Genomic DNA, 18,107 nt, shown 5'->3' with positions numbered 1-18,107 from the left:
ATAGACGCTTCACCTTGGCAACCATATTGGAAGTCTCGAAGGTGGGCAAAAAAATCCGGCTGTGTTATGGGATGGCCAGGGATGCGACCCAATCAACCAAGGGGTGGAAGTCCCACTAGGAGGCTATTTCGGGCATTGCATCCCTATTTCACTCCTAAACGTCTCGCACCCATACTTGGTATTGTACTGTATTGCCGTCAAATGTTAACCTAATTTGAGATGAAATCATGCTCTTATTGACCTGTACAGTTGGACTCGCATTGCTGAACTCATGGGGAATTTTGCTAATCTAACAGCCAGTTCTGAGGTTTTGGGACTTAATGAGCAGGCGGGAACTTGTCTGGCTTGTGGACGTTTCTCTGAGGCGATCGCAGCTTGTCATCAGGCCATCAAAACCCAGCCCCACCATTTTGGAGCTTATCATATCCTCGGTCAAGTGTTGCAAGCCCAGCATAAAAACTCGGCGGCGGTTAGGGCCTATCGTATCGCCCTAGAACTTAATCCTGATTGTACTAAGGCTCAACAGGGTTTATCACAAATTCTGTCTGGGGAGGATTTATGGTTTCCTCCAGGAGATTATGTCTCCTCTGGGTTGAGGAAAATTAAATGCGATCGCTATTTTCCTAATTTAGTGGTTGATAACATTAGTTCTAAGTGGCAATATCACCGCCGAGAAATTCCCCACAATCGCTACGTTGATCAACAATTCCCTACGGTGGGATTTATTACTAGAGATGAAGCCCATATTCTATATAATACCGCTTTACAATTTGCTGGTAAACCCGCTTTGGAAATTGGTTGTTGGTTGGGTTGGTCAACCTGTCATCTCGCTTTAGGCGGGGTGATTCTCGATGTCATTGATCCGGGTCTGGCTAATCCCGTTTTTGCTAGTCGCGTGGGTTCTGCTTTACAGGCGGCGGGAGTGACAGAAAGGGTTGAGTTAATTGCGGGTTACAGTCCCGCTAAGGTGGCGGAAATTGCTAGGAGTTGTCATCGTCGCTGGTCTCTCATTTTTATTGATGGGAATCATGAAGCACCCGGACCGTTTTTAGATGCTCAAATTTGTGAACAGGTGGCGGCGGATGATGCTTTGATTTTGTTTCATGATTTGGTTTCTCCTGATGTGTTTGCTGGGTGGAATTATTTTCGCGATCGCGGTTGGAATGTCGCCATTTATCAAACTAAACAAATCATGGGGGTGGCGTGGCGTGGCGAAGTTCAACCTATTCAGCATCAGCCAGACCCATCTGTTAATTGGACTCTCCCCAGTCATTTACAATGGGAATGGATTTTCAATAATCATTATCGGGAGTTTTACTATCCAATTATTGATGAGTTGGTCGCCGCCAATCCCGGACAAATGACCGGAGAAGAATATCGCTATATTGCTGATATTATTCATGATAAGTCGCCGGGCAATTTGCTAGTTTTTGGTGTAGGTAAAGATAGCGGTTTATGGATAGATATTAACCGCCACGGTAAAACGGTATTTTTGGAAGATAGCCAAGAGTGGTTAACTCAGGTTAAAAATAGCTATCCTCATTTAGAGGCCTATCATGTGGATTACCAAACTCAGCGACAAAATTGGGCAGAATTGTTGATGCAATTTGAACGGGGAGAAGATTGTTTGTCCTTGGATTTACCTAATTGGATTTATGATATATCATGGGATTGGATTTTAGTTGATGGTCCAGCGGGATATACACCGGAAACACCGGGAAGAATGAAAAGTATATATATTGCTTCCCAATTGGCTATCAAATCTGGTGATACTGATGTGTTTGTTCATGATTGCGATCGCCCTGTCGAAATCGCCTATACTAGCTATTTCTTTAAACCGAATCATTTGGTTAAGCAAATTAGCAGATTGAATCATTATCGGGTTTCTCCCGGTCATTAATTAGGGTTAATTTTGGCGGCGGTTCTCTGTTATTTATAAGTTACTGAATTTATGAAAATTTTACACATTTTACAAGGATTTTCTCTAGGAGGTGCATCACGTTCCGTCGTAGCGATCGCTAAAGATGCTACCCAGCACAAATTAGATCAAGTTCATTGTGCTATTTCTTTGACTCCCGCGCATCCCCAAGCAGTCAAATTAGCCGAAATGGCTGGTTTACAGGTAATTGAAGCACCATCATTAGAGACAATTTATCGAGAGATAACACAGGCGGATATTGTTCATATTCACTTCTGGAATACTCCCGAACTTTATGAGTTATTACAGTTAAATTTGCCTCCCATGCGGTTGCTGGTTTGGCTGAAAGTAGTAGGCGATCGTTCTCCCCATATTGTGACATCGGAACTGGTTAATTATGCGGATATTTTGTTAGCCACAACTCCCTATAGTTTAGAGATACCCGCCATTAAATCCCGTAGTGATTTATTCACTAATAATCAAATTGGAGTAGTGCCAGGAATTGCTGATTTTAGCCGTTTAGAATCTTTAAATAATCGCCGCCATGAGGGTTTTAATGTCGGTTATATTGGCACAGTTGATTTCTCCAAACTCTATCAAAATTATATCCCCATGAGTGCTGGGGTGCAAGTTCCTAATATTCGTTTTATTGTCTGTGGGGGAGGAATTGAGAATAGCCTGAAACAACAAGCGGCAAGTTTGGGGGTTGCCGAAAAATTTGAGTTTCGGGGGTATGTTGAAGACATTAAATCCGTCTTGGAAATACTCGATGTATTTGGCTATCCTTTAGTTGAGGATACCTATGCAACTAGCGAAAAAAGTCTACAGGAAGCTATGTATGCGGGGATACCTCCGGTGGTTTTTCCCCATGGAGGGATTAAGGGGTTAGTTATTAATAATCAAACCGGATTAGTAGTTAATAGTGAACAGGAATATCAGCAGGCGATCGCATATTTATATCATCATCCCCAGGAGAGATTGAGATTAGGAAATAATGCGCGCAATTATGCCAAACAATATTTTAATCCCCAGGTTTCCATTGATAAAATTCATGAAACTTATAAACAGTTAATGGAGTTTCCTAAACGGGAACGCCGTTTAACTACCGGAAACCCCCAAACTGGTGCAGCATTATTTGTGCAGAGTTTAGGGGATATTGACCCTCGGTTTAAAGTAAGTTTAACATCTAATCATCTCTCGGAACAGTTAGAAAGCGATCGTCACATTTCGAGAGCTTCTCCCGGACTGTGTAACCCCGGTGGTGGTGGTTTATTTCACTACCGCAATTGTTATCCTCAAGATGGATATTTGCGCTTCTGGTCAGCATTAGTTTTACAGACACAGGGACGGCATCAGGAAGCAGTTAACGAGTTTTACCAAGCATGGCAAAATGGTTGTAATATTTGGCGAGTCCTGTGGTATTTAGCTAATTCTGCCGAACAAATGGGTAATCATAATTTGGCGCAACAAGCCATTAACCGAGTCTTAGAATTAATCCCTAATTTTACCCCCGCCGCAGACATGAAACACCGGATTAACTCATTATCAACACCAGCTACAAAATCTTCAGTTAATCACGCGCAACTAGATTTACAGCGTCAATTTTGGAATGTTAATTCTATCCAAGAAGCCATGTTTGCGCGAGTGTTGACCTATCCCGGAATTGAAAAATTATCACCACAGGAAAGACAGCAAGTTTGGGAACAGTCAATTGATCGCACTACTCAACAAATTCTTCAAGGTATCCCTAGTCAACTCCATTGGAAAGTATTAGAAATTGGTTGTGGTGTCGGTCGTTTAGTTAAGCCTTTGCGGGAAAGATTTAACCGAGTCGATGGGGTGGATATTTCTGCCAATATGATTGAGTTTGCTAAACAATACTTAGCGGATGGTCAATCTAATGGTGAATTATATGTCAATAGTGGATCTGATTTACAAGATTTACCAGGGGAATTTTACGACTTAGTTTATTCTACCATTGTTTTTCAACATATCCGATCGCTATCTGTGGTTAAAAGCTATTTTAGGGAAATCTTTAGGGTATTAAAGCCAGGGGGATACTTTCGCATTCAAGTTCACGATCGCAGTGCGGAAAATTTAGGTGATTTTGATGAAGAAGGCGCAGAAAATCAGCAATATTATTTATATGGAAACGCCTACAATGATAGACAACTTAGGGATTTATTAATCGCAGCCGGGTTTAATTTGGTTTCCCTAGAATGCGTTAAACCTTGGATTTGGTCAACCGTTCAGCGACCACAAACTAGGTTAACATACCCCCAAGTTTCCGCTATTATTTCCACCTATAACTCCGCCAATTTTCTCAGGGGATGTTTGCAGGATTTGGTTAATCAAACATTATACGATAAACAGCAACTAGAAATTATTGTTATTGATAGCAACTCCCAGGAAAACGAAGCAGAAATAGTCGCAGATTTTCAAGCTAAATATACCCAAATTATCTACCATCGCACCGAACACCGAGAAACCCTTTATGCCGCATGGAATCGAGCCATAGAACTCGCCAAAGGGGAATATATAACTAATGCTAACACTGATGATAGACACCGTTTTGATGCTTTAGAATTAATGGCTAATTATTTAGACCAGCATTCTGATGTAGCCGTAGTATATGGCGATCAACTTATCACCCACAACCCCAACGAAACCTTTGAGAATACCCAAGCTAACCAACGCTGGAACTGGCCAGAGTTTAGTTATCAAGAATTAGAACGCCGCTGCTGTCTCGGTTCTCAACCTATGTGGCGGAAATCTCTCCATCAAAAATATGGCAATTTTAACCCAGAATTTAAAGTAGCGGGAGATTATGAGTTTTGGCTGAGAATTGGTAAAACTGAAAATATCGCTAAAATACCAGAAATTTTGGGGTTATATTTTGATAATCAAGATGGATTAGAAAACAAAACCCCCACTACTTACACAGAAACTCAGAAAATTTGTCAGCAATATGGTATTACTAACATTCCCAGAACTATATCTAAACCAGTATCAGTCTATCCAGAAGAAATCAAACCTTTAAAATCACCTAGAAAATTCCATATTTTAGTTTATACTGACGAACCCAGGGTTTATGGAGTTGGACAATATAATCACTCAATTCTGACCCAGTTAATTCAATCTGGTTATCATGTTAGTTGCGTACAAAGTCGAGAATCTCATTATTTGTTAGACCAACAAAAACAGTTAGGGATTCAACATTTTTGGTTAGACTATGATTCAGTTAAGGACTTTCAGAAAACCTTAACAGACCAGACTACTGCTGAAACTATTTTTACCAAGGCGAACCCAGATCTAATCCTGTTTAGTGATTGCTGTCCCCTTTCTAATTTAGCTGCTAAACAAGTGGCTATGAGGTTAAAAATACCTTTCGTTATTACAGAAAATTTTGTAGCACCTTATTTGGCTCAACGGTTTCAGTCCTACTTAGGTCAACTGGCGGACATTTATCAGCATTCCCAGGAAATTATCGCCGTTTCTCAAGAAAACTTACAGCAGTTGTGGGAACTTTTCCAACTGCCTAAACCACGGGGTCGCGTGATTTATTATGGACGACCAAGGCAGTATTTTAGTTTAGTTAATCCTACTACACGCGATCGCATTCGTCAACAACTAGGCATCCCACCCAATGCCATAGTTTGCTTCACCTCAGCTAGATTAGAATCCATCAAAGGCTATCAATACCAATTGCAAGCCATTCAACAACTTAAAAATACTCCCATTTGGTGTCAACTATATTTTTTATGGACTGGTGAAGGTAGCTGGGAACATAAACTCCAAACAGAAATCAAAAAATTAGGCGTTACTGACCAGGTTAAATTGCTAGGATGTCGTCATGATATTCCTGACTTATTAGATGCCAGTGATATATTTATTTTACCCTCCGAATTAGAAGGAATGCCTTTATCAGTAATGGAAGCTATGGCGAAGGGATTACCTATAATTGCTTCAGCGGTTAGTGGCATTCCCGAAGAGTTAGGAAACACCGGGAAACTCTTATCTGACCCTAAAATAAATGCCTCAGCAACTATTACTGAATTAGTAGAAACTCTTGAACAGTGGGTTGCTAATCCCCATCTAAGGTATAATATTGGTCAAGCCTGCAAACAACGAGCCGAACAAATGTTTACAGAACAACAAATGTTAACCAAAACCATCGAAGTTATTAAAACAGCATTACCTACTAATCTACCACTAATTTCTGTAATTATTCCCTGCTATCAACAGGCGGAATTTTTACCCGAAGCAGTGGCAAGTGTTGTGGCTCAAACTTACCCCAATTGGGAAATTATTATTGTTAATGATGGTAGTCCTGACCAAACCAGCCAAGTTGCTCAACATCTTATTCAAATTTTTGCCAACCACAAAATTAGTCTAATAGCAACCGACAATAAAGGTTGTGCTAGTGCTAGAAATGCTGGCATAAATCAAGCCAAAGGTGAATATATTTTACCCTTAGATGCTGATGATAAACTTAGCTCTTCCGCTATAGCTAGTTTAGTAGAAGTGGCTCTAAGTAAATCTCATGATTGCGTAATTTTTGGATCCTATGAGATTTTTGGCACTGAACAGCGAAAAATTGTAACTGCGGATCAATATTCTTTAGAAAATCTCAAACAATATAATATGCTGGTGTGTACGTCTTTATATTCCAAAAATGTCTATAAGTTGACTAACGGATATAAGGAAGAAATTAAGGAATCAGGATACGAAGATTGGGAGTTTTGGCTAAATTGTCATCAGCATAATATACCTTTTTATGGTATCCGAGAAACAGTGTTATATTATCGTCGCCATCCTCGGTCTAGGGTAGTCCAGTCTTTTCAAAATCGAGATTATTATAAAGCTCAGGTAATGAGTTACTATCCTGATTTATTTGATGCTAAACCTCAGCCAGTTGAGTTAATTTTAAATGCTAGTGGTGATTTAAACTTACAAAATTTTGCAGATTATGTTCAAAAATATCAGCAGAATCCCCATGATGAATTAGCCTTAGATCATCTCCGTAACGCTCGCCAAGCTGTAGCTGATATGTGGTTAAAATTAGAAACCGAACAACTCCCCAAGGCTTATCAGGAGAATTTAGGTCAAGCACATAAGTCGCTACTAAACTCTGGTATCAAAAACGAGATTTTCCGTGATGATGAACGCCTGTATTTTCAGGAAATTAAATCCTATTTGAGTCAAGGCTTTAAGCAGCCGAAAACTTTTCAGTATTTACTCGCTGGGATGTTATATGGTCGTGCCGATCAGCTAATGCTTACCTTTGAGGAGTCTTTGATTCCCACTTGGCTGGCTGAGGACTATTTTAGATTTTTATTTGATGTTCCCCCCCTATTCCAAGAAATTGGAGACGCAGATAATTACTCCCGCTATCGGATACGGTTATTAGATTTTGTTCGGGAACGTCTCCAGCAGCAGCCAGACTATCCCCTATGGCAAAAGTTAACAACTATGTTGCTAGAAAGGGGTAATTTTATCCCGAACTATTTCGCGGATTTTAACTTAAAACCTCTGTTTTGTAGTCGCGCTGAGTTGTTTCATCTATTCCTACAAAGCCGCGATTTTCAGTTGGATTACTCCTTCCCAGAACCTCCGAGCGATCGCCAAAAAATTCGCCTAGGAATTCTTAACGACCATCTCAACCCCCAAACCGAAACTTACTTAACATTACCAGCTTTTGAATATCTCAATCGGGAACAATTCGAGATTATTTTATATGTTACCCAAGCCAACAATCATCCCCTAGAGCAATACTGTAGATCCCGCGCTGACCGTTTAGTTAGACTACCTGATGATAAGTTGGAACAAGCAGCCACTATTCGCGCTGATAACCTCGATATTTTGCTATTCGGAACTAATGTAACCGCCATTACTAAACCCGTCACCTTGTTAGCATTACACCGACTGGCGCGAGTACAAGCTACCCTATTTTCATCACCTGTTACTACCGGAATGAGATATATTGATTATTATATTTCTGGTCATCTTTCCGAGGGTGCAGAGGCTCCTAATTTCTATCGAGAAAATTTAGCGGTTCTCAACGGAACTGGCTTTTGTTTTAACTATTATGCGATCGCACCTCAACCCGCCACCGTTAAGCCTCACCGCAGCCAATGGGGAGCCAATGACCAAACAATTGTCTTTATGTCCGGCGCAAATTTCTATAAAATTATCCCAGAACAAGGGGAAACCTGGGTGAAAATTCTGGCTCAAGTTCCTAATTCGATTTTAGTGCTTTATCCCTTTGCTCCTAGTTGGAGTAATAACTATGCTAGTTCACAATTTATCCGCCGAATGCACGCCACCTTGAGCAAATACGGAGTTGCAGAAAAACGCTTAGTTTTGATTAAAACTCTCCCCAGTCGTACCGACGTTAAAGCCTGTTTAGAACAGGGGGATATTTATTTAGACTCCTACCCCCATTCTGGCTCAAACTCCTTAGTAGATCCCCTAGAAGTGGGATTACCTGTAGTAGTTAGAGACGGAGATACTTTGCGTTCTAAACATGGTGCCGCTATGATGCGATCGCTTGGTATTCCTGATTTAATTACCGACGATGAATCATCCTATATTAGTTTGGCTGTTACCCTCGCAAATACCCCTGAATTGCTACAGTTAAAACGCCAAGCCATTCAACAGAAAATGGCGGCTAATCCTGAATTTTTGGATAGTCGCGCCTATGGTGCGAAAATGGGAGCTTTGTTAACTCAAATCTTCCAAAATTACCAATCCAAACATCAAGTTATAGATTTAGATAATCCCCAAAAACAACAGCGGTTTTTATCCGAATTGGTGGATCAAGTTAATCTCTATGAACTTGACCCCACTAATACTATGGTGGTAAATAAATTACACACAATCCGTCGTGGTATGGTAGAATACTGGTTAAGACAACCAGCAGAGCAATTAGAAACTCTTTATCAACAACAGATAGGTAAAGGTTATCAAATTTTGCTCAATAGAGGCTTAAAAAAAGAACCCCTCAATGATGAGGAAAAAGCATTAGTTAACCATTGGACTAAGACTGCTATGGGACTGACTGAACCCCATGCAATTAATTGTTTGATGGCGGTGATGTTGTATTCTCAACCTGGTAAAATGTTGGTACGAGATGCGGTTAATCGTTTACCCGCTTGGTTGCTTCCTGATTATCAGCGGGTGTTTGAAAATGCCGATGCGATCGCTCAAATTAAACAAACCTTAGCTACCACTAAAACCCAGTCAACTCCTGTTAATTCTCCCCAGGTAACACCAACTGTCACTGCTGTAGATGTCTCAACTTTTGTGAATCGATTAATTGGGTGTGTCAAGTTATTTAAGATCGACCCCACAGATACTAATATCACCGTAGAATTGCGACAACTGCGGTGGCAATTTGCACAGTTTTGGCTGAATTTACCTGAACACAAGTTAGAGGAGATGTATCAGAGTCCCCTCGGTGATGGCTATCGGAGTTTGTTAAATAGTCGCCTGCAAAATGAAATGTTAACCCAACATGAATGGGATTTTCTACAACAAGTAGGAACCTATCTCCGACAAGGTTTAGATACACCGCGATCGCTTAATTATCTCATAGCGGCTATGCTATATTATCGGCCGGAACAACTGCAAATTCAAGATCTATCTCGCCTTCCTAGTTATCTGCAACGGGATTATCAAAATTGGCAAAATCCTTTGAGTAGTTGATTTTAATAGTTGATGATAACTGTCGCACCCCAGTCTATTTGTAAACGAGATTTGGCGCTATCTCCGTTAGCCGCAATTTCTATCCAACCGTGGGAACCAATGAGGGTTAAAAGATGACCTGGTTGCACTTCTCCATAGGTTGTATGGCTGCTAATTTTAGGACTTGGGGTGCATTCAGGAAAGCTAACATTCCAGGATTTATCTGCTACCATATCTCCCGGAATATTAGTAATTAAATTCCCAAAGTGATCGATATATTGAATACTGCCTTTAATGCTGGTTTCTGTGATTTCCAAGTTCGGCATTGACAGGGACATGAGGGTATCAGAATTGATCACAGTACCTAAATCCCGAATTGGCACACCAGAGGCGAGGTAAGCAGCCACAGGACTCAAGATATCTCGACCATGAAAAGTAGTGCTGGGTTGGGAATTTCTCCAGTATTGATGATTAGTTAATTCTACTGCTGTAATTACACCATACTGCTTAATTAAACCCCCGAATAAGCCGTTATCAGGTCCGACAACATATCCGTTAGGAAGTTGTAGTGCGATCGCCTTTCGTTCAGTTCCCACCCCCGGATCGACTACCGCCATGTGAACAGTACCTTGGGGAAAGTAGGGGTAAGCATTCATCAAACAAAACCTCGCCGCCATAAGATTTTGAGGCGGAATTTCATGGGTTAAGTCAATGACAGTTAGGTGGGGGTTAATTTGGGATAATACCCCTTTCATTACTCCCACATAAACATCACTTGAACCAAAGTCTGTTAATAGTGTAATTATACCAGATACAGACATATTTAGCACTCCTAGTCTCGGAATATTTAGGGTTTCTGGAAATTTTTATTAATGAAATAAATACTGGTCTCCATTGAAATGTATCATGTGATCTGGAAACTCCATAATCCAGGCATGAGTTTCCCAGGTTATTTCTTTGGTCAGTCTTTTGAGTTCATTAAAAGATTCAAAGGCATTGACGAATGATAATTTGACATCAACATTTTCAAACAAAGATAATAAACGATCGCGACGTTCAACATTAATTGCACCACCAGTTTTGACAGCTTCAATAATAATTAAATATTTTTTATCAGATTTATAAAGCACAATATCTGGCTTGTCGTAACTATTTTTAAATTTGTCAAGGTCTATACCTAAATCATTAATTAAATCTTCATCAATAAATGGAGAATAACCTCTGGCTGTATCTACAGTATTATCAATATATAGAACTTTATCAATATTAAAATATTTACAAAAATCTTGAAGGACTGATTTAATTAAAACACCTTGACCACCGGGTGCTATACTGACAGAAAAATTATGAGCAATTTTGACATTGAGCCTCTGTGATTGTCTTTTAGCTTGATACTTATGTTTTATTGTTTGATAGTTAGACAAAAAATTATTAAGTGCTATTGGATAATCTGCACTGCCAATTTTTTTAACTAAATCTAGAACTTCTTGATTTATTTGATAACAGTATTTAGGACTATTCTTAGGTCGAGGCTTGTCTGGATTTTCGGTAGCGAGTTCAGCATCAACCAGTTGACCAACACAGTCATCGCGAATATTTTCACGAGTATTAGGTGCTAAATTTTTAAAGCCCAACTCTCGCATTTTATTCATCAATGGCGTTATTCCCCATTTCTGATTATTAGCTTCAGACCATGATTTGGCTGGCTTCATATCTAACATGACTAACAAAACAAAAATGGGAGTATCTGCTTGCATTTTGTCTGGTAATCCTAAATCCTTCATTAACTGACGTGCCTCTAACATCAGTTGTTCAAGATTTGGGGTTGAGTTATTTGATGACATCTTCACGCAAATGGTAATTTTAACTGTTGAGGAAAAGGAGAAAAATAATCTGTGGGTGGAGATGGTTTATTCTCCAGTGTCATTTTCACAGATTTAGCGATCGCTTTGGCTAACAAAGGTGGTACAGCATTACCAATTTGATTAAACTGAGAATTTTCTGAACCCACCAACTCAAACCAATCGGGAAAACTTTGTAATCTCGCAGCTTCCCTAACTGTTAAACGTCTCCGGCGGCCATCTGGTAATAACAATCGCAACATATCACTGGTTGCGCCTGATAGGTTTCTACAGGTCAGAGTTCGGCAAGGAATATCAAGGTAAATATCCCTAGGTTTAACACATTTAGATTTTGCTTCATATCTGCCAATATATTCTAGCATACTAGGCGTGAGAAATTTGGCCCCTATAGGAATGGTAGAAGCCGTATCATAAATAGCATCTCCAGCCGTATAAGGCATAGCTAAGGTTTCAGCTTCTGGCCAATGCCATGCTGTTTGATAAGCCACAACAAACAGGCGTTCTCGTTTTTGTGGAACACCATAATTAACAGCATTGATAAGTTTGATGTCAACCCGATAATTCAGTCTCTCAAGTTCGGCAACTATTTTCTCTAAATACTGACGATTTTTATAAAGCATTCCTCGCACATTTTCAAAGATTGCTATTGCTGGCTGATATCGTTCGATCGCATCTAGAAAAATCGGAAAGCCATCCCTAGAGTCTCTAGGACCTTTTTGTAATCCACCTACACTAAACGGTTGACAGGGAGGACCTCCTATAATCACATCAGGATGATTGCATAAATCTTGACCAATTTCTAAAGTTTGACAATAACATATATCCTGAAGATTACGAGTATACGTGGCGGCAGCATCCGCTAACATCTCATAACCGATTGTTTCAAAGCCTGCGGCTTTAAATCCTAGAGAAAAACCACCACAACCCGCAAATAAATCAAGAACAACTAACTGAGATTGTATATCTTCATTCAGTTTTAATTCTTGGTTTAAATATTCCCAATAACTCAGTCTGTTTGACATGGTATTTTTCGATTATTTACTGCCTATTCAAAACTTGTTTAAAGCCAACTCAACCTAAGCTGACTTGAAATACTCATCGATATGTTGAATAATGCGTGAGGCGGCGTGACCGTCTCCAAAGGGGTTAATAGCGGTTGCCATTTTTTGGTAAGCCTCTGGGTCCCCCAGGAGTTCGCTAGTGGCTCTGAGGATATCTTGAGGGTCAGTTCCTATTAGTTTAGCCGTTCCAGCCGCGATCGCTTCTGGACGTTCCGTAGTTTTTCGTAACACTAACACAGGCTTCCCTAAACTCGGTGCTTCTTCCTGGAGTCCACCCGAGTCCGTCAACACTAAATAAGCATCAGCGATCGCTGCTACCAGTTGACTATAATCTAGGGGTTCCGTGAGAATTACCCGGGGATGTCCTCCTAGCATTGTCTGTAGGGGTTCCCTCACCGTCGGGTTACGGTGTAGGGGTAGCAGTATCATTGTGTCAGCATACTGATCAAGAGTTTTTAAAAATCCTTCCGCAATTCCCTCTAGGGGTTCTCCCCAATTTTCTCGACGGTGAACTGTCGCTAAAATTAGTCGATGTTTTTCTAAGTTGAGATTGGGAATATCTAATTTTGGTTGGGTTTTCGCCACAGATAATAAAGCATCAATCACTGTATTTCCTGTTTGATAAATTTCCCCGACTACCCCAGATTTTCTCAGGTTTTCAACCGCTTTCTCCGTAGGTGCAAAGTGTAATTTAGTTAGTTGAGAAATTAGACGGCGGTTCGCTTCTTCAGGATAGGGATTAAATAGGTCATCAGTTCGGAGTCCTGCCTCGACATGGCCAATAGGAATTTTTTGATAAAAGGCCGCTAAAGCCGCAGCAAAGGCTGTTGTAGTATCCCCCTGGACTAAAACCATATCAGGTTTGATTTGCTCAAAAATATTTCCTAACCCTTGTAAGCTACGATAGGTAATGTCCGTCAGGGTTTGCTGGTGCTGCATGATTTCCAGATTGCGATCGGCCTTGATCTCGAAAAGCTGCATCACTTGCTGGACCATCTCCCGATGTTGACCTGTTAAAATCACTCGGGTTTCATAATTACAATTTTGTTGAAACTTTTGGACTAGTGGGGCCATCTTAATCGCTTCTGGTCTCGTGCCAAATACTATACCAATTCGATACTTTGATGTTGACATTTCTGATTAAATAGAGTTACAATAAAAGTATAAACCAATACAAAAAAATATCAAGTCCCGTTATAAAATTCAAGTGACTAATATAGGCTATGCCCCTAACAATGCTTGATCCCCAATGCTTAAATCAACCCTTAGCCTCAATTCTTATCACTGGATTCTCCCCCCATAACCTAGAACTTTATCGGTGTATAACCGGGAGCTATGTTGATATACAAATTTTTTCGACAATGTTTAATCATCCGTGATATTTTAGCATAAAATTGTTGAGATTGTCGTACAGGCAAGCACAGAATTTGGATTAAATATCATAGTAAAATGTTCCGAATGACAATTTCATCTAATGGCTTATGATCAACGTCAAAATGAGTGATTTTAGTCGTTTCCATGAACAAGACAACTTAGACTCTGAACACCATTATCATTTTGATGGTAACTTGCACCGATTGGCAACAGCAATTGAACAAGAGAGAAAAAGATTTGCGGGGCTATCTGAACCTACGCCTGTGCTAATCTGGGCTTGTAATGCGGAAGGATCGTATACATTTTTTAATGAAGACTGGTTAGAGTTTACTGGACGTTCCTTAGAAATGGAACGGGGAGAGGGCTGGTTCCGGGGGGTACATCCTGAAGATCGCCAAAATTGTTTAATCACCTATTGGCAAGCATTCGGCGATCGCAAACCCTTCCAACAGGAATATCGGCTGCGAAGGTTTGATCATCAGTATCGTTGGATATTTAATACCGGAGTTCCCCAATGGACAGCTAACGGTAAGTTTCTAGGTTATACAGGTTCTGCCATTGATATCACCGAACGCCGCCGAGCATCAGAAGAACTCTTACATCTATGTTACCACCTGCAAGATATCCTAGATGACCGGACAACTCAACTGACCGCCACCAATGAGAAACTCCAGGAAGAAATTCAGGAACGCCTGAAAGCAGAAGCAGCCCTGGAGCGATCGCAACAGATGCTACAGCTAGTGATGGATAATATCCCAAAAGCGATTTTTTGGAAAGATCCCAACTCCGTTTATTTAGGTTGTAACCGTCGAGGAGCCTTAGAGGCTGGCGTGATTAGTTCCGAAGCCATTGTCGGGTTAACCGATGAAGATTTACCCGCCACCCGGGAGATGGCTGATTATTTACGAAAATGCGATCGCACTGTCATTGAAACCAATATCCCTCAATATCGACACATTGAAACCCGAACCCGCCCAGATGGTAAAATAGTCTACCTAGAAACCAATCGTATTCCCCTTCATGACAGCAACGGCAATATAGTTGCCATTTTAGTCACCTCTGAAGATATCACCGATCGCCAAAAAGCCGAAGAAACCCTATTAAGAATTCGCAAAGCCGTCGATAGTACCACCGATGCGATCGCCATTATGGACGCAACCGGAGTCCAAATTTATCAAAACCGAGCCTTTTGTGATTTATTTGAATACGAAACCGTCGAACAATTTAACCAACATGGAGGTCACAGAAGCCTCTATATTGATCCCACCGTCGGCGAAGCCGTCATGAGCCATATTTTAGGCGGGTATTCCTGGCAAGGAGAAGTCCACAAGCTAACCCGCAGCGGCAGAGTCATTCCGGTTCACATGAGAGCAGATGCCATCCGAGACCCACAGGGTCATTTAGTCGGGTTGATCTGCGTCAATACTAATATCAGTGAACGCCTTTCTACACAAGAAAAAATTTTCCAAACCGCTCAACAGTTAACCAGTGTCATCGAAACTGTGGGAGAAGGCATTACCCTGAGCAGTCAGACCGGAAAGTTTTGGATCTATAACTCCAAGATGGAGGAGATTACTGGCTATACCCTGGCGGAAGTAGAAAGTTCTCAGGATTTTTTGTCCCTTCTGTATCCTGACCCCCAAGCTCATCAAGATGCTCTCATGGGATTATATGAGATTTTAGAACGAGGAGGCGTGCGAGATGTGGAAACTACCATAGTCACTAAGTCAGGAGAACAGAAAACTCTTTTAGTGTCTACCTCCATTGTCGAAAATCAGAATGAGCGCCTGTTTTTGAGTGCTTATCGAGATATTAGTGAACGCAAACAGGCCTTAGAGTCTTTGCAAAAAGCCGAATATCAATATCGTAGTCTGTTTGAAAATGCGATCGAGGGTATTTTTCAGACCACCTGGGACGGTCACTATATTAATGTGAATCCAGCCTTAGCCAAAATCTATGGCTACGATTCACCCCAGGCTCTGATGACCCAACTGACCGACATTAGCCACCAGTTGTATGTTGATCCCGGTCGTCGCGCTGAGTTTATTAGCCAATTGCAGGAGTCCGATTCCATTACTAATTTTGAATCTCAGGTCTATCGTGCTGATCATCAGATTATTTGGATTTCTGAGAAAGCTAGGGCTGTCCGGGACGGCTTAGGACAACTACTCTATTATGAGGGTATGGTTGAGGATATTACTGAACGCAAGCAGGCTGAAGAAAATCTCCAACAGCAAGCCGAACGTCAACGGTTGATGCTTGTCATTACTCAACGCATTCGGCGATCGCTCAAATTGGATAAAATTTTACAGACTACTGTTAGTCAGGTTCGAGAGTTTCTCAATACTGACCGAGTCGTGATTTACCGATTTCACGATGATGGTAATGGCGTGATGGTATTCGAATCAGTCGCCCCGGGGTGGAAGTCTGTAGTCGGAACTATTGTTACTGAAGATTGCTGGACTCCCCACTATCTCGCTGGGTTCAGCCAGGGTCAAGTCCAAGCTATGGCCGATCTATCCACTCAAGACTTCAGCCAGTGCGATATTCGTTTGTTATCAGAGTTTCAAGTACAGGCTAATTTGGTCGTTCCCATTTTGACCCGAAGGCGCAGTGATACTTCTGCCGAGTTGGGGTTTGTCGCTTCTGAACCTTATAATCGCCTCTGGGGGTTGCTCATGGTCCAGCATTGTTCTGGTCCCCGTCAATGGGAGTCAACTGCAGTCGATTTTATTAAGCAGTTAGCCGTACAGTTGGGAATTGCCATTCAACAAGCTGAACTTTATCAACAGCTTGAACGCCTGGCTACTCTTGATGGCTTAACTCAGGTTCCTAATCGCCGACAGTTTGATACCTATTTGATCACCGAGTGGCGCAGGTGTATCCGCGAATTTACCCCCATATCCTTAATTTTGTGTGATGTTGACTTTTTTAAGCACTACAATGACACTTATGGACACCAAGAGGGCGATCGCTGTTTACAAGAGGTAGCCCAGGCTTTGACTCGCTCCATTAGACGACCTGGTGATTTGGTCGCTCGCTATGGCGGCGAGGAGTTTGCTATAATTCTTCCCAATACTGATGCTGAGGGTATGTGTAATGTGGCTGGCACAATTCGTGAGCAAATCCTACAATTACAGAGAATTCATGAAACCTCCCCTATTAGTGAATATATTAGTGTCAGTATGGGCGGCGTGAGTGTTTTGCCGAATAGCAATATGCAGCTTGAACATCTCATTTCTATGGCTGATACTGCTTTATATCAAGCTAAGGCTCAAGGACGCGATCGCTTTGTTATGCACACTATGTCCTAGACTTTTCTGTATGGCTTATCGATATATCTTGTTCTATAAACCCTATAATGTCCTCAGTCAGTTTACTGATCGTGATTCTCATACTCCGTCTCGACAAACTTTGAAGGATTACATCCCTATTCCTTCCGTCTACTCAGTCGGACGATTAGACCTTGATAGTGAAGGGTTACTTTTACTGACTGATGATCGCAAACTTAAATATCGACTTGGCCAGCCAGAATTTGCTCATCCTCGTACTTACTGGGTTCAGGTGGAAAGAATACCCACTACACAGGCCTTAGAACAACTGCGACGGGGAATCACCATTCAAAATTATCGCACCCGAACAGCGAGGGTTCAACTACTATTAACTGAACCACTTCTTCCCCCTCGTATCCCTCCCATTAGATTTCGCCAAAATGTCCCTACCGCTTGGCTCGAAATTACTTTAACTGAAGGACGCAACCGTCAGGTTCGACGCATGACCGCCGCCGTCGGCTTCCCTACTTTGCGACTGGTTCGTGTCGCGATCGCTCATTTGACTCTCAATTCACTTCAACCTGGCGACTGGCGAGATTTGCACCCCCACGAAATTCAGCCGTTTTTCAGTTGATTTATTTTTTCAAAAAAAAAAATAGCCCAGCCCGTCACCGCTCCAGGGGGTTGACAAGCCGAGCGAATGGGGATATGATAGAGTCATATCCTACATAATGGGAGGCATGAGTTAAATAAAAAAATTACGCATATCCCATTATATAATATAGTAGCAGAAGCGCCGCCCAAAAGCAAGGGTTTCCCCAAAAAAAGTGGCGCGGGGGGCCAAGATAATTTTTTTTTATTTTTCGGGATAAAATTACCTGTAGGGGCGGGTTCCGCAGTCAGCCATAATTCCCACAAGTCAGCTTGATAAACC

8 protein-coding genes and 1 pseudogene are annotated in these 18,107 nt (G+C 41.4%); 5 read left to right on the top strand and 4 right to left on the bottom strand.

Going from position 1 to position 18,107, the window contains the following annotated elements:
- The 3 genes and pseudogenes from P5683_RS15765 to P5683_RS15755 all read left to right on the top strand — a co-directional run.
- Positions 1-213, top strand: a pseudogene (locus tag P5683_RS15765) (hypothetical protein); the annotation flags it as partial.
- 58 nt (positions 214-271) lie between these two features.
- A complete protein-coding gene (locus tag P5683_RS15760) occupies positions 272-1,900 on the top strand; it encodes a TIGR01627 domain-containing protein (RefSeq protein ID WP_006623492.1) in 1,629 nt (542 codons plus the stop codon).
- A gap of 51 nt (positions 1,901-1,951) precedes the next feature.
- On the top strand, positions 1,952-9,625 hold the full coding sequence (locus P5683_RS15755) for a glycosyltransferase (RefSeq protein ID WP_315640414.1): 7,674 nt from the start codon (positions 1,952-1,954) through the stop codon (positions 9,623-9,625).
- Positions 9,626-9,627: 2 nt separating this feature from the next.
- Here the strand turns inward: P5683_RS15755 and P5683_RS15750 are convergent, their stop codons facing one another.
- The 4 genes from P5683_RS15750 to wecB are packed head-to-tail and all read right to left on the bottom strand — an operon-like array spanning position 9,628 to position 13,661.
- Entirely contained in the window at positions 9,628-10,425 is a 798-nt protein-coding gene (locus tag P5683_RS15750) for an S-adenosyl-l-methionine hydroxide adenosyltransferase family protein (protein WP_187757889.1), read from the bottom strand.
- A gap of 48 nt (positions 10,426-10,473) precedes the next feature.
- Positions 10,474-11,448, bottom strand: coding sequence for a BsuBI/PstI family type II restriction endonuclease (locus P5683_RS15745; RefSeq protein WP_187757890.1), 975 nt, complete (start codon positions 11,446-11,448; stop codon positions 10,474-10,476).
- Between the two features lie 2 nt (positions 11,449-11,450).
- The gene (locus P5683_RS15740) at positions 11,451-12,488 is read right to left on the bottom strand and encodes a DNA cytosine methyltransferase (protein WP_187757891.1); all 1,038 of its coding nucleotides are present in this window, start codon (positions 12,486-12,488) and stop codon (positions 11,451-11,453) included.
- A gap of 54 nt (positions 12,489-12,542) precedes the next feature.
- Positions 12,543-13,661, bottom strand: a complete 1,119-nt coding sequence (gene wecB / locus P5683_RS15735; RefSeq protein ID WP_008055011.1) for a non-hydrolyzing UDP-N-acetylglucosamine 2-epimerase — start codon at positions 13,659-13,661, stop codon at positions 12,543-12,545.
- 347 nt (positions 13,662-14,008) lie between these two features.
- On the opposite strand from wecB, the gene P5683_RS15730 reads away from it, so the two are divergent.
- Both P5683_RS15730 and P5683_RS15725 read left to right on the top strand, forming a co-directional pair.
- A complete protein-coding gene (locus P5683_RS15730; RefSeq protein WP_008055009.1) occupies positions 14,009-17,215 on the top strand; it encodes a PAS domain S-box protein in 3,207 nt (1,068 codons plus the stop codon).
- Between the two features lie 10 nt (positions 17,216-17,225).
- Complete coding sequence (locus tag P5683_RS15725) at positions 17,226-17,807, top strand: pseudouridine synthase (RefSeq protein WP_006669328.1); 582 nt, start codon at positions 17,226-17,228, stop codon at positions 17,805-17,807.
- The last annotated feature ends 300 nt before the right edge of the window (positions 17,808-18,107 follow it).

This window comes from Limnospira sp. PMC 1279.21 (assembly GCF_032349615.1).
In the GTDB taxonomy this organism is placed as follows: domain Bacteria; phylum Cyanobacteriota; class Cyanobacteriia; order Cyanobacteriales; family Microcoleaceae; genus Limnospira; species Limnospira fusiformis.
Note: the sequence above shows the minus strand (reverse complement) of the source record. Positions and strands in the feature narration are given on the sequence as shown.